The sequence below is a fragment of the Hyphomicrobium sp. 01T421 genome (assembly GCF_056398805.1).
Genome location: NZ_JBFTQC010000001.1, coordinates 1,919,413 through 1,932,825 on the forward strand (window position 1 = coordinate 1,919,413; position 13,413 = coordinate 1,932,825).

Consider the following 13,413-nt stretch of genomic DNA (forward strand, 5'->3'; position numbering starts at 1 on the left):
AAGGACGACGACATGACGGAAGCCACTCCCGAAGATCAGTCCCAAGCTCAGTCTCAAACTCAGGCCAAAGCCCAACCGACCAAAACCGCAATCACCATGGTGCTCGACCGTTCGGGGTCGATGCAAGACTGCCGCGCCGCAACGATCGAAAGCGTAAATGCCTATCTCGCGAAGGGTCGCAACGACGTCAATCTGAAGGACGCCGATTTCGAACTCGCGATTTTCGACACCGAAGCTTACGAGATCATCCGGAAATCGACCCTATCTGCGGCAGCCGATATTTCGCCGGCCGACTTCGAGCCGCGCGGTGGCACGCCGCTGCTCGACGCCGTCGGCCGCGGTATTGACGGCCTCGACAAACGCGCTGTCGACGACAAAGCCATCCTCGTCGTCGTGACGGACGGGCTCGAGAATTCGAGCCGCAAACATACCTACGAAAGTATCAAGGCGCTTCTCGAGGAACGGCAGAAGAACGGCTGGCTCGTGCTATTTCTCGGCGCCGGGCTCGAGAGCGCGCGCGAGGGCATTCGCATGGGTGTTCAAAGTGCCAACGTCGCAAGCATCGCTCTCGACGAGGTATGTTTGCAAGCCTCATTGGCCGCGGTGGTTGACGTGAATGCCACCTATTCGGCGGCTCCCACTCCGGGCGTCAGACGGGCATTTGTCGATAGCCCGAAGTTCTCGCCCAAGCTTCGCATGGCTATGGGCGACGCCACCGGCGGCAAAGGACTCGTCGACGACGAAGACGAAGACCAGCCGAGCGGCCTGAAGAAGCTTTTCCAGCGCGTCAAAAATCCGACTGCGGCGCCGGTGCCGCCACCGGCCGATCAGGACACCTGGTCGAAGCCGCGCGGCGACGCGTGGAGCGAATAACGCGGCCCTCCAGGGAAGTAATTGTGATTGCGGGCGTCGATGGATCAGGTCGGTGGATCATGCCGGCGCCCGGCTCAAGACCTCATTGTTCGCTGGCTTGCGAGGGAGGACTTCGTCGTTCTCCTTCACGTTCCAAGACCCCTCCCACTACCGTCATCCCGGCTGAGGCTGATTGCGGACCGTTGTTGGGTGCCGGCCTTCGCCGGCATGACGCAGTGTGGGTAACGGCCGGGTACGTTCCCTCGCGGCTGGTCTCTAACGTACAAGTTGGTCTCCGGTGCACAACAAGGCCGTAGAAAAGCCGAATAGGCGGGTCATTCGGCCCCTCATGGTTGCATTTTGTTAACGTGCGGGGTCAGAGGCCCGTGATACTTTAGGCGCGCATGGTAGAGCCCCAGAACAGGGATCCCGGTCCCGATATTTCGCGATCCTTGGCACGCAAGGTCCGTCTCAGCACGATCGCGCTGTTTTTCGAGCGACTTTGGCCGCGGCTCTGGCTGCTGATCGGCGTGGCGCTCGTGTTCGTCATGCTGTCGTTCCTCGGCCTGTGGCCTTACCTAGACCCGCTCCCTCATAAAATTCTTCTGGCTGCCTTCGCCTTGGCAGCCGTCGCGGCTGGCATTTACGCGGTTCGCATTCCCTGGCCGACGCGGGAAGACGCGATCCGGCGGATCGAGCGCCGCTCCAACGTTCCGCACCGTCCCGCGACGTCCTACGAGGACACGCTGACGTCCGGCGCCCAGAACGCCACCACGTTTGCGATCTGGCAGGCGCATCGGGAACGACTGGCGCGGGCGATTTCGCGTCTCCGGGTCGGGCGTCCGGCGCCCAGAACCGATCGCTTCGATCCCTGGGCCGTCCGCGGGCTTTTGCTCGTCATGTTCGTGCCGATCGCGGTTCTGGCGACAGGAAGCCTGAGCGATCGCCTGGCTGCCGCTTTCCGTTTCGGTACTGGCGAGTCCGGACCGCCGGCGCGTGTCGATGCCTGGGTCACGCCGCCGCCTTATACGGCGCTGCCGCCGGTGCTGCTGGCCGATGGCTCGCAGCAAAATGCCGACGACGGCAAGGACAGGATCAAATTTTTCGAGGTGCCCGATCGCAGCCTGCTGACGCTTCGGGGTGTCGGCTTCGGCGCGGATGGGATCGCGCTTGAAGTCTTGACCGATGGCGCAACTGCGCCGGTCATCGTGCCTCCCGAAAAATCGAAGAAGGGCGATACCTCGAGCGTGTCGGAGACGCGCTACGAGATCCGCAAGTCGGCACGCATTCGCGCCCTTTCCGGAACGCGTGAGCTTGGGATTTGGACATTCGATGTCATTCCCGACGCGCTGCCGAAGATCGCGTTGACGAAGGAGATCACCGGCACGCCGCGCGGGTCGATGCGCGTTTTTTACAAGGCGGAAGACGATTACGGACTTCAGAGCGCCGAAGTGAAAGTGCGCAAGGCGCCGCCGAAGCCCGTGGACGCTGCAAAGTCGTGGGCGCAGCCGCCGCCGCTCACGGGACCGCGGTTGCCGCTCGAGCGTCCGCCGGTGCTCAGCCTCAAAATTCCGCGCCCTGGCGCAAAGACGGTAGATACGTCGGCGCTTCTCGACATCGGCGAGCATCCGTGGGCCGGGCAGCGCGTTCAGCTTTGGCTCGAGGCGACGGATGTCGGCGGGCAAGTCGGGCGCAGTGAGCCGATCGAAATCGTACTGCCGTCGCGCCGCTTCAAAAATCCTCTGGCGAGAGCTTTGGTCGAGCAACGGCGGTACCTCGCGGAGGACTCGCGCAACCGGCCGAAGGTCGTGCGGGCGCTCGATGCGCTGACCATGGAGCCGCAGGGCTTCATAACCGACGACGGCGTCTATCTCGGACTGCGGGCAATTTATCACCGCCTGGATCGTCAAGAGACGCGCGCGGCGCTGAACGAGTCCATCGCCGAGCTTTGGCAGATCGCGCTCAAGGTCGAGGACGGTGCGCTGTCACAGGCGGAGCGCGCGCTCAAGGATGCGCAGGATCGTCTGTCGGATGCCATCGAAAAGGGCGACGACAAAGAAATTCAAGATGCGATGGCGGATCTGAAGAAACGCCTCAACGACTATCTCAACGAAATGCAGAAGAACGCGGAGAAGGAAAATCCTTCCGGCGATCAGCAGCAGGGCGACCAGAACCAAGAGCTTGGCCAGCAAGATCTCGACCAGATGATGAAGGATCTCGAGAAGAGCGCGCGGGAAGGCTCGCGCGACGATGCCGAGAAGATGCTTTCCGAGTTACGTGAGTTGATGGATCGCCTGCAGGCGAGCAACTCTCCCGAGGCGCGCGCTCAGCAGCAGCGCGCTCAACAGATGATGAAGAAGCTCAACGAGCTGAGCGACCTCACCGGCAAACAACAGCAGCTGATGGACGACACGTACGGTCAGCAGCGCCGCCAGGAAGGACAGGGCGGCTCGCAGGATGATCCGAACAGTCAGGGCTCACCGAAGGCCGGCAAAGGCAAGCAGGGTCAGCAAGGCCAGGGTCGCCAGCAACAGGGCGGCCAAGGCGACATGGATGCGGATCAGCAGGGTGGCGGCCAGCAGGGCGAAGGCCAGCAGGGTTCGCAGGGCAAGTCGGCTGGACGGCAGCAGCAGGGCAAGGGCAGCCTGCAGGACCGTCAGGCGCAGCTTCGCAACGAACTCGACAAGCTGAAAAAAGATCTTGAGGAAATGGGTGCGGGCGATCCCGACAAGCTCGGCAATGCGCAGGATGCGATGGGCAGGGCCGAGGATGCACTGAAGCAAAACGATCTTGGCGAAGCCGCCGATCAGCAGGGGCAGGCGCTCGAGCAGATGCGCCAAAGCGCTCAGCAGATGGCCGAGCAGATGCAGAAGAATGCGCAGCAGCGTTTGGGCCGCGGCGGCAACTCTCCGCGCGATCCGATGGGCCGGCCGCAGCGCGCGCAGGGGCCAGACCTTGGCACGTCCGTGAAGGTGCCCGACGCGATCGATGCGCAACGCGCACGCGAAATCCTCGAAGAGCTCAGAAAGCGTTCGGGTGAGAGCCTCAGGCCGCAGGACGAACTCGAATACATCGACCGGCTGCTGAAGCGTTTTTAGCGTCTTTTGAATGACCGGGTAAAAGCAGTCACCGGCTCGCGTCGCGCCGAGCCTCAGTCTTCGGAGGGACCTCGAATGCAGCAAGCCAAGCATTGCGATCGACGCGCCGTTCTTGGAGGTCTCGCATTGGCGCTATCGTCGCTGACGACTGGCGTCGCGGCTCAGTCAGCCCCCACCCTCAAGGTCTTCAAAGACCCCAACTGCCGATGCTGCAGCGCCTGGGTCGAGCATTTGCGCAGTCATGGGTTTGAGACGACCGTATCCGAGACATCGGAAATGAAGGCCATGAAAGCGCGCTTGGGCGTGCCGGCCGCGCTCTCGTCCTGCCACACAGCAGAGCTTTCGGGATATGTGATCGAGGGGCATGTGCCGTTCCATGCTATCCAACGGCTGCTGGCCGAGAAACCCCAGGCCATCGGACTCGCCGTTCCCGGAATGCCCGCTGGCTCACCGGGTATGGGTGGTGAGCCAGAACCCTATGAGGTGGTGCTCTTTACAAAAGATGGGCAGCGATCGTTTGGCCGTTACAAAGTTGATCGCCCCATATCATTGAAGGGACAGTCAGCTTCTCACCAACGCAAGAGACGAGGACCGAGCACAGCGTGCGCGCGAAATCCTCGAAGAGCTACGCAAGCGTTCGGGTGATTGATCAGGTTGCCGGCGTGAGATTCACGCGCCGCGAAAGAGCCTCTGCGCTTTCTTTGCGCTCGCTGTAACGATCAACGAGATAATCAGACCTGCCTCGAGTCAGAAGTGTGAATTTCACGAGTTCTTCCATGACGTCGACGACGCGGTCATAGAACGCGGAAGGTTTCATCCGGCCCGCTTCATCGAATTCCTGAAACGCCTTTGCGACGGATGATTGATTGGGGATCGTAATCATGCGCATCCAGCGGCCCAATATGCGCATTTGATTGACGGCGTTGAACGACTGCGAACCGCCGCTCACCTGCATAACTGCGAGCGTCTTGCCTTGTGTCGGTCTCACCGCGCCGGATGATAATGGTATCCAGTCGATTTGCGCTTTCATGATCCCGCTCATCGCGCCATGCCGCTCCGGCGAGGACCAGACTTGTCCTTCAGACCATGCAGCGAGTTCGCGAAGCTCGTGCACTTTATCGTGCGTCTCTGGCGCACCGTCGGGAAGCGGCAGCCCGTGCGGATGAAAAATGCGCGTCTCCGCGCCGAAGGCCTGCAACAGGCGTTCTGCTTCCTCGGCCAGAAAACGGCTGTATGACCGTTCGCGCACCGATCCGTAAAGAAGCAGTATGCGCGGTTTGTGAGCGATGGATTTCGGTGATTCAAGATCGCCCTGTGACGGTCGCCGGAAGCAAGCGGCATCGACGTTTGGAAGATTGGTTAGGTTATCGGTCATTGGGTTCTAGATTTCGCCTTGCCTACGATCGTTTCTCCGTCTTCCTTCACGAACGCGCCGATATCAGGGTTGGGCAGAATTTCGAGCACGGCTTCGGATGGGCGGCAGAGGCGGACGCCAAGTGGCGTCACGACGATCGGCCTGTTGATGAGAATGGGATGCTGCATCATGAAGTCGATAAGTTCGTCGTCCGTCCATTTCGGGTCGGATAGACCGAGTTCGCCGTAAGGCGTTCCCTTTTCTCGCAGCAGGTCGCGGGGACGCATGTTCATCGCCAATAGCAGTTGGACCAGCTGTTCGCGGGTGGGCGGCTCTTTCAGATATTCGATGATGTGCGGTTCTTCTCCGCTCTGACGGATCATGGCGAGCGTGTTGCGCGAGGTTCCGCAGGCGGGATTGTGATAAATCGCGATGCTCATATCTTCACTCGGTGAGTACGGATTGCGCTGACGGTTCTTGCCTGGATTTTTCTGTGCCAATCAGCCAAGTGCAAACAGGAAGGGCGGCAAGTGCCCCAACTATTTGTGCAGTGATAAATAGCGGGACATCAGCGGCCCTTATGCCCGCAAACGTATCGGACAGAGCGCGCGCGATCGTGACGGCGGGATTTGCGAATGACGTTGACGCCGTAAACCAGTACGCGGCGGTGATGTAAAGACCGACCGCGACAGGGACGAAATCGAGTTTTGCTCTGCGTGTCAGAAGGATGATTGTGAGAAGGCCGAATGTTGCGACAACTTCCGCAAAAAATTGTCCGGTTCCCGTTCTAATTTTCGTCGAAAGCTCCATCAAGGGCAGGTCGAACATGAGATGTGCGGCAGCCACTCCCGCTACTGCACCCGCTATCTGTGCCGCGACATAGGCAAGCGCAAGTTTCGGTCCGATCTCTTTCCTGACGAAGAAAGCGAGCGTCACGGCGGGATTGAAGTGAGCGCCCGAGATGGGCGCGAGCATTGTTATGATGACTATGAGGATCGCGCCTGTTGGCAGGGTATTGCCAAGCAATGCCAGCGCTTCATTTCCGCCCGCAAGCCGCTCGCCCATGATACCGGAGCCGATGACGGTCGCGAGCAAGAAGGCGCTGCCGAGAAATTCAGCTCCTACTTTCCGGCTGCACGCACTGCCTGTCACGACGTCTAAGCCTTCTCGCGCGCGACGGTCGGGTGCGCCTTGCCGATCTCGTCGAGACGCTTTTGCAGCGACAGTTCATCAAGCGAGTTAAGTGGCAGGCTCGTGAAAATGCCGATACGGTTATTGAGCATGCGATAGGTGTCGGCGAAGGCCAGGGCACGCTGCGCATCGTCACCTTGTGCCGCAACAGGGTCAGGCACACCCCAATGCGCCGTCATCGGCTGGCCCGGCCATATCGGGCAGACCTCGTTCGCCGCGTTGTCGCAAACAGTAAAAACAAAATCGAGGTCCGGTGCGCCCGGCGCTGTAAACTCTTCCCACGATTTCGAGCGCGCGCTCCCGGTGTCGTAGTTCAGCCTGTTCAGCAGATCGAGTGCCATTGGGTGAACTCTGCCTGCTGGCATGCTTCCGGCGCTGTACCCTTTAAACTTCCCAGACCCGATGCGATTGATGATCGCTTCGCCGATGATCGATCTCGCTGAATTTCCGGTGCAAAGAAACAGAACGTTGTAAGGACGCTCGGTGGTCATCGTACTTCTCCCTTCGGTTTACAAAGGACTCGGCCTTTTTTCATGGTCGTCCCGCAAAGCTCAGGATGGCCCTGACAACAGTCTTCCGTCAGATAGGTCAGGAGCTGGCGCATCCCGTCGACGAGCATGGCGTAGCGAACGTAACGCCCGTCCCTCGCCGACGTTATCAAGCCGGCGTGCTCCAGCTCTTTGAGATGGAAGGTGAGCGCTGTCGGGCTGACACCAATAGACTCGGCGATTTCGCCCGCCGGAATGCCGTTCGGCCCCGCTACAACGAGAAGGCGGAAAATTCGAAGCCGATGCTGATGCGCGAGCGCGGATAGGGCCGCGACGACCTGTTCTTCATCCATAGTTCATTATTCCAACATTTGTTGGAATAATCAAGTGCCCTCGATCGGTTCTTCATCAGGCTTGCGTTTGCTGCCGGATATATCTTCGGGATGAGCCCGCGGTTCGCCGCTAAAGAACAGCGCCTCGATCGTTTCGATCAGTTGTTCGATGACGCGCATCATTGCCGTTCTCCGATTCCGATGTTCACTGACGGAACGGTGCGCCCGGCGGCCGCGCGGGACAAACGGCATTGCTTTACAGGACGTGTAAGGAATTGTTACATCCGGCATGGCCCGCAGACTGCCGGGATTGATGCTCGTCTCCGGTCCGAAATTCCTGGCGGACAATCCTCTCTCGACGCCCGCCGATCTCGATGGCGGCCTTCTCGTCCAGGAGACGGCGAAGGAGTGCTGGAACGCGTGGCTTGCTGCTGCGGGAATTTCCRGCCGCGTGGTGCCGTCGGGATCAACGCTCAACGGCGATCTTGCGCTAGCTGCGGCGGAAGCAGGGCAAGGTTTCGCGCTCGCCGATCAGATTCAAGCTGGAGATGCGCTCCTTGCGAAGCGGCTCGTGCGTCCGTTCGATATCGTCGTGTCGCGGCAGGGCTACTATCTCGTCAGCCGCGCAGGCGGGAAAACTCCCGACACCGCGGCCGTTTTCGAGACGTGGCTTACCGCCGAGCTTCGGATGTTCGAAGCGACGCTCGCCGCTTACTTCGCTCCAGCGGTTTTCGGCACGAAGCGCGTGAGGAAGCCGCCGATCACCTGATGGCTCGTCAGGCGAGCGCCTGCCCAGCCATACGGAGGTTCTTCGCCGCTCCACCAGCGCGAGAACTGGTTCCACATATCGATCGGGTACCACGAGCCGTCACGGCCGGTGAGCGGGCCCCAATAGTCGGACGACGTGAATTTGTATTCGACGAACACGGAGCCGGTCGGAAGCCGGAACTCAAGACCGAAGAGAGCTTGGCCGGCGGGGCCGGTATATTGATATTCGTAGGTTCGCGTCGGGTCCGTTTTGGGAAAAATTTCGGAATGCGGGAACGAGAGCCCGGCTCCCGCGCCGACGTACGGCGAAATAATTCCGAGTGACGGCAGACGGATCATGGCATTGAGCGTCAGCATGTTGTGGCCATGCGTCCATTCGAGCTTTTTGAAATAGTCGCGCGGTTTCGCCGTTGGGGGCACCGGCTTGCCGTCAACCGTGCCTTCGAAATTCGCCTCCTGGTCGAGCGGGGCGTAGACCTTCGAGTGCGTGAAGTCGAGCATCGAACCGAAGCGGCCAGTGAACCAACGCTGGAGGCGGACGCCGTAGTAAAGCGGGTTCTCGAAGGGCAGCGTGTACCAGTTGACGTTCTTGATCGTGAGATCGGTGACGCCTTTCTTCACGAGGTGGAAGTCGCTCGGGTAGTGATAGGGCGCGCCGAGGTAGGCGCCGAAATCGGTTTCGCGTCCGGGGTGCAGCGCCGTCGATACGGGAACGCCATTCGAGGCTCTGGACGAGGCGTTGCCGCGATCACTCGGTAACGTGGCCGCCATGACGAGGCACCCCATCGTGGCGACGGCTGCGGCGACTTCGAGCGTTCGTCTTATGCCGGATGAAATGGTGGGCGCTTGGGGCCACGAGAGCGACACGAGGGGCGCGACGAGGCGGTCACGTGCGAGCATTCTGGAAGTCCCCCCATTAGCCGCGCTGAAGCGGCGGCTTTCGTAGCGCCTGCTGGCTGCGAGCCTTTATGCGCCTCCGCCCGGCGCTTGCAAGGCATCGAGCATGCGGTTTACTGCGGCAATCTGCGGCGCGTCACGCGTAAGATACTGCGGGCCCGTATAACCCCACCAATCCCAACAGCCTTGCGGGTTTATCGGAGAATCCGCGATTTGTGGAAAAAGCACGATGAACCGGTTCGTGTCCGCCCATCGTGCGAAGCCGGATTCCTTGATGAACGCATCGCCGACGGCCTCACGATTCTGTGCGCAGCCGTGGAAGGCAATATGAACGCGGCAACCGGCAGTGTCCTTGCACGACTTGGGGATATAGACGACGCCCGTTTCGGCTAATCCTGCGCTGTCGTCGCTCGGGAAGAACGGGCGTTGATCGAAATCAATGAAATCGCCGCCGGGCGTTGCGGCACGCGGCTCAAGGTCGCCGTAGATGTGCTTCAGCAGGGCGCCCGCCTGATCATAATTGCAATTGTCGATGTAAGGCGATGCGGATGCTCCGCAGGCATTGCCTTCGTTGTCCGTGATGAAGGCGTGACCGGCGGGCAGGTTCGAAACGAGATCGATGTTCGTTTGGGGCACGCCGAGCTTTTCGTAGAACGCCGCCGCGTGCCGGACGATCGACGGCGCGACGGTGCGGTCGGAGGTTCCGGTGAAGAGATAGACGCGATCATTCACGACATCGGCTATCGGATCGATTTCGCCTTTGTCGGCGCGCTCCTTGGCCTTCGCCGCGAGGTCTTGCGGGTCCGAAACGCCCCAGACGCCAAGGAGATCGAGCATGCAGCCGTTGACGGCTTTCGAAAGGTTGAGAATTGCCGCTCCAGCGCCCGGCATCGTGCCGGCGAAGACGCTTTCGGAGCAGCCGTAAGGGCCGCCTGCGATGATGGCGGCTCCAGCAACGCGTTTGGCGTGTGCCATCTGGAATTGTCCGGCCATGTAGGCGCCGGATGAAATGCCCGAAACGGACGTTTCATCGATTTTGGCGCCGAGCGCGGGAAGCGGCCGGTCGGATGCCGCCTTTTTCGCGGACTCGTTGCAGCCGCCGGAAGCCAGCGGAACGGCGGTCATTGCGACCATCAGCGCAAATTTTCGGATCGCGGCGCGGTGGCGTCTCATGGTCGGTTCGAATTCCAAAATGTGCGAAGGAAGTGAATAAAACTTAGAAGGTAATGGCGTTGTAGCTGAGGGCCCAATCCGTCCCGACGTACCAGCACTCTGCACTATCGGCCGCCTGCTTCCAAACGAGACTTTTTATGCCCTCCCATCCGCCCCTTTTGAGGCTGCGATACAAATTTCTGATTTCTTCTTCGCCGGGCTCCGGCGTCAGCCCTTCCGCAAAAACGAACGATACGGGGTAAGAGGATGACGCCGCGTAGCCTGCCTCCAAGCGCGTCGCCATGATTGTGACGCCGTTCAGCGATCGGCCGTGCGACCTGGTCGCGCTGGGGACGCCGAGAGGAAAGATGAGGCGTCCGCCGGGCTTCAGATTTTCGATCCAAGGGTCAGCCGGGCGCGGGATCGCGAAATTCACATATACGATGTCGACTTCGTCCTTCGGCCAGTTGCAGCCGTTGGCGTGGACGACGTCAACGTTCCGGCGGCCGGAAAGATTTTCACGGGCTCTCGCGGCGCAATCGGCATCGTATTCGACGGCGATGACGTGACCTTCGGGGCCGACAATCTCCGAAATGATGGCGGAGTAATATCCCGTGCCGGCGCCGATGTGAGCGACGCGATCGCCGGGACCCGCTGCAACTTCGTCAAGCCATCGAGCGTGAAGGGAAGGGCTGCCGTTGTTGACGCCGCGCTCCTCGTCCAAGGCGATGACGACGTCCTGATAGACGAGGGCTGGATCGCCGTTGTTGGCGTAGTTTTGGAGCGACCACGGCGTCAGGATATGCCACCGGCCGCGCCCGAGAAATTTTTCGCGAGGCACGTTGGCGAACGCGTCTTCGAGCCGTTGGTTGTTCCATACGTCGGCGAGCGCCAGCATCTGGCGCGCGAAAACACGACGCAACTCGGCGAGTTCCATTGCAAGCTCCTGGCGGGGACCATTGCCAGTTCTCGGGCCACATAGGGCCCACGCGGAGACGGCGCTGGCCCATGCCGGGCCCTGCGCGCGCGTCCGTGTAAGCTGCCTATCTTAGCCTGATAAACGCCCGGTCGGTACGGCCATTGGCGTCGATCACCGTAAGCTTGGCGAAGCCTGCGCCCGCGGGCTGCCATGCCGCTTCGCGCGTGTGGGCGTCCGATTGGATGGGCTTGCCGTCGACGAGCCAGGTGAGCGGCAGGGCGCCGCCGTCCGCCTTGAGCACAAGGGGTTCGCCGTCGAGGTCGGTTTCGGCAATTTCGGATTGATCCGGCGGGAACGAGATCAGCACGGGCGGCTGGAGGTATTTGCCGGCGGCCGGGTCGTCGCCCGGGTCGCGCCAGCGTTTGAGCGGCGCGGGCAGATCGGCGTTCGTTCCCCTGATGACGTTGGCCGGTGCGCCCTGCAGTGGAACGCGGGGGCCGGGTACGCGCTCGAAGGCGTCGAAAAGGATCGGTGCGGCGGCACTTCGGCCCATCAAACCCGGAATGCTCGAATTGTCCGGGCGGCCGACCCAAACGGCGATCACGTAGCGGCCGTCATAGCCGATGGCCCAGGCGTCGCGATAGCCGTAGGACGTTCCGGTCTTGTAGGCGAAGCGGCCGCCCTTGGCGTTGAGCGGGGGCGGGGCGTCTTTCAGAATGTCGGTCACATACCAGGCGGCGAGCGGCGACATCAAACGGTGGGCGTTGACGAGCGGCTTGACGTGCGTCGTCGCCCAGATCTTGCCGCGCTGATCGTAGCGATGGGTCAGCGTGATGCCGTCGCCGCCGCGCGCAAGGCCCGCATAAAGAGCGGTCAGCTCTTCGAGCGTCAGGCCGGTACCGCCGAGGGCCATTGCGAGCGTCGGTTCGGATTTATCGGGAAAGCGTGCCGTCACTCCCGCGCGGCGGAAGCGGCCAGCGAGCTTGCCTGGCCCAACGCGTGCGAGCACGCGCACAGCCGGTACGTTCAACGATTGCTCGAGCGCTTCGCGTATCGAGACTGTGCCGTGATAGCCCTCGTCGAAATTCTTCGGTGCGTAGTTTCCGAAGCGGACGGGGCGATCTTCGATGAGCGTTTGGGGATGCGCGAGGCCCGCTTCGAAAGCGAGGCCATAAATGAAGGGCTTCAGCGTCGACCCCGGAGAGCGCACAGCCGTCGCCATATCGACGGCGCCGTGGCGCGTCCTGTCCATGTAGTCGGCCGAGCCGACCTCGGCGAGGATTTCGCCCGTCTGGTGATCGGCGACGATGATGGCCGTCGAGACATTGTCACCGATCGTCCGCGCGTGTTCCACCGCGAGGCGTTCGAGGTTGCTCTGAAGATTGCGTTCGAGCGTCAGCTTGATGACGTTCTCAGTGGGATGCGCGGCGACCTCGGTCTCGGAAAGATGTGGCGCGAGCATCGGGAAGGCGTAACGAATGGACGGAATGCGTTCGGCTTTTGCCCTTTCCGCTTCCGCGGCCGTGATGACATTCGCCGCGACGGCGCGTGTCAGTACGCGATCGCGGGCGCGGCGCGCGGCTTCCGGATTCCGGTCGAGACGGCGCATTTCCGGGGATTGCGGAAGAGCAACGAGCAGCGCGCACTCTCCGAGCGAGAGCCGGCGCGGTTCCTTGCCGAAATAGGCGAGTGATGCGGCTCTGACGCCTTCCAGGTTGCCGCCGAACGGCGCCAGACGAAGGTAGAGTTTCAAGATCTCGGTTTTCGATAACGCGCGTTCGAGTTCGATGGCGCGCGCCATCTGGCGGAGCTTGCCGCCTGCGGTGCGCTCATGCTTGCCGTCGAGAAGGCGTGCGACCTGCATCGTCAGCGTCGAGCCGCCCGAGACGAGGCGGCCGTGACGCATCATCTGGAGGACGGCGCGGGTAACGGCTTTCGGATCGACGCCGTGGTGGCTGTAGAAGCGCTTGTCTTCAAACGCGAAGAGCATCTTCAAGTAATGCTGATCGACATCCTTCGGATCGACCGGCAGCCGCCATTTTCCTTCCGTGGTGGTGAAGGCGCGCAGCAGGCGGTCGTCGCGATCGATGACCGTTACCGACACGGCTTTCGCCTGTTCGAGCGGAAGCGGGCCGGCGTCGGCGAAGGCTTTGACGTAGAGGCCGTAGGCGGCGCCTGTGCCGATCATCAGCGTCAGCGCGGCGGCAATCGCGAAGCGGCGTATCGTGAATTGTCGGCCCGATTCCCCTCCCCCTCTGCGGGGAGGGGTTAGGGGTGGGGGGATCGTGCTCGGGCTGCACCCCGACCCCTCCCCGTCAAGGGGAGGGGAGAAGCGCCGGAGGAGAGTGGCTGATGCTCGGGG

General features: G+C 61.6%; 15 protein-coding genes. 4 read left to right on the forward strand and 11 right to left on the reverse strand.

What is annotated here, in order from left to right:
• Positions 1–12: 12 nt before the first annotated feature.
• Together AC1DK3_RS08775 and AC1DK3_RS08780 are read left to right on the forward strand one after the other, a co-directional pair.
• Positions 13–873 carry a VWA domain-containing protein gene (locus AC1DK3_RS08775; protein ID WP_477191846.1) on the forward strand — a complete coding sequence of 287 codons (861 nt, stop codon included), beginning with the start codon at positions 13–15 and terminating at the stop codon, positions 871–873.
• 431 nt (positions 874–1,304) lie between these two features.
• On the forward strand, positions 1,305–3,950 hold the full coding sequence (locus AC1DK3_RS08780) for a TIGR02302 family protein (protein ID WP_477191847.1): 2,646 nt from the start codon (positions 1,305–1,307) through the stop codon (positions 3,948–3,950).
• Between the two features lie 239 nt (positions 3,951–4,189).
• On the opposite strand, the gene AC1DK3_RS08785 is transcribed toward AC1DK3_RS08780, so the two are convergent.
• The gene (locus AC1DK3_RS08785; RefSeq protein ID WP_477192927.1) at positions 4,190–4,366 is read right to left on the reverse strand and encodes a hypothetical protein; all 177 of its coding nucleotides are present in this window, start codon (positions 4,364–4,366) and stop codon (positions 4,190–4,192) included.
• Between AC1DK3_RS08785 and AC1DK3_RS08790 the strand changes: the two genes are divergently transcribed.
• Positions 4,317–4,595, forward strand: coding sequence for a DUF411 domain-containing protein (locus tag AC1DK3_RS08790; protein ID WP_477192892.1), 279 nt, complete (start codon positions 4,317–4,319; stop codon positions 4,593–4,595). The two genes, AC1DK3_RS08785 and AC1DK3_RS08790, sit on opposite strands and share 50 nt — an antisense overlap.
• A gap of 4 nt (positions 4,596–4,599) precedes the next feature.
• Here the strand turns inward: AC1DK3_RS08790 and arsH are convergent, their stop codons facing one another.
• Genes arsH through AC1DK3_RS08820 form a run of 6 tightly spaced genes read right to left on the reverse strand, consistent with a single transcriptional unit; the run spans position 4,600 to position 7,498 of the window.
• Entirely contained in the window at positions 4,600–5,325 is a 726-nt protein-coding gene (gene arsH / locus AC1DK3_RS08795; protein WP_477191848.1) for an arsenical resistance protein ArsH, read from the reverse strand.
• Positions 5,322–5,744, reverse strand: a complete 423-nt coding sequence (gene arsC, locus AC1DK3_RS08800) for an arsenate reductase (glutaredoxin) (protein ID WP_477191849.1) — start codon at positions 5,742–5,744, stop codon at positions 5,322–5,324. The genes arsH and arsC overlap by 4 nt, the downstream gene beginning before the upstream one ends.
• A 4-nt stretch (positions 5,745–5,748) precedes the next feature.
• Positions 5,749–6,456, reverse strand: coding sequence for an aquaporin (locus AC1DK3_RS08805; protein WP_477191850.1), 708 nt, complete (start codon positions 6,454–6,456; stop codon positions 5,749–5,751).
• Between the two features lie 5 nt (positions 6,457–6,461).
• Positions 6,462–6,986, reverse strand: a complete 525-nt coding sequence (locus tag AC1DK3_RS08810) for an arsenate reductase ArsC (protein WP_477191851.1) — start codon at positions 6,984–6,986, stop codon at positions 6,462–6,464.
• Entirely contained in the window at positions 6,983–7,336 is a 354-nt protein-coding gene (locus AC1DK3_RS08815) for an ArsR/SmtB family transcription factor (protein ID WP_477191852.1), read from the reverse strand. Before AC1DK3_RS08815 ends, AC1DK3_RS08810 begins: the two co-directional genes overlap by 4 nt.
• Positions 7,337–7,366: 30 nt before the next feature.
• Complete coding sequence (locus AC1DK3_RS08820) at positions 7,367–7,498, reverse strand: hypothetical protein (RefSeq protein ID WP_477191853.1); 132 nt, start codon at positions 7,496–7,498, stop codon at positions 7,367–7,369.
• Positions 7,499–7,604: 106 nt separating this feature from the next.
• Between AC1DK3_RS08820 and AC1DK3_RS08825 the strand changes: the two genes are divergently transcribed.
• Positions 7,605–8,084 (forward strand): LysR substrate-binding domain-containing protein, encoded by a 480-nt coding sequence (locus AC1DK3_RS08825; protein WP_477191854.1) that lies wholly within the window; start codon positions 7,605–7,607, stop codon positions 8,082–8,084.
• On the opposite strand, the gene AC1DK3_RS08830 is transcribed toward AC1DK3_RS08825, so the two are convergent.
• The 4 genes from AC1DK3_RS08830 to pbpC form a co-directional block, all read right to left on the reverse strand.
• Positions 8,027–8,983, reverse strand: coding sequence for a hypothetical protein (locus AC1DK3_RS08830; RefSeq protein WP_477191855.1), 957 nt, complete (start codon positions 8,981–8,983; stop codon positions 8,027–8,029). The two genes, AC1DK3_RS08825 and AC1DK3_RS08830, sit on opposite strands and share 58 nt — an antisense overlap.
• 66 nt (positions 8,984–9,049) lie before the next feature.
• Positions 9,050–10,153, reverse strand: a complete 1,104-nt coding sequence (locus tag AC1DK3_RS08835) for an extracellular catalytic domain type 2 short-chain-length polyhydroxyalkanoate depolymerase (protein WP_477191856.1) — start codon at positions 10,151–10,153, stop codon at positions 9,050–9,052.
• A gap of 43 nt (positions 10,154–10,196) precedes the next feature.
• Positions 10,197–11,069 (reverse strand): protein-L-isoaspartate O-methyltransferase family protein, encoded by an 873-nt coding sequence (locus tag AC1DK3_RS08840; protein WP_477191857.1) that lies wholly within the window; start codon positions 11,067–11,069, stop codon positions 10,197–10,199.
• Positions 11,070–11,175: 106 nt separating this feature from the next.
• Complete coding sequence (pbpC, locus tag AC1DK3_RS08845; RefSeq protein WP_477191858.1) at positions 11,176–13,239, reverse strand: penicillin-binding protein 1C; 2,064 nt, start codon at positions 13,237–13,239, stop codon at positions 11,176–11,178.
• Between the last annotated feature and the right edge of the window lie 174 nt (positions 13,240–13,413).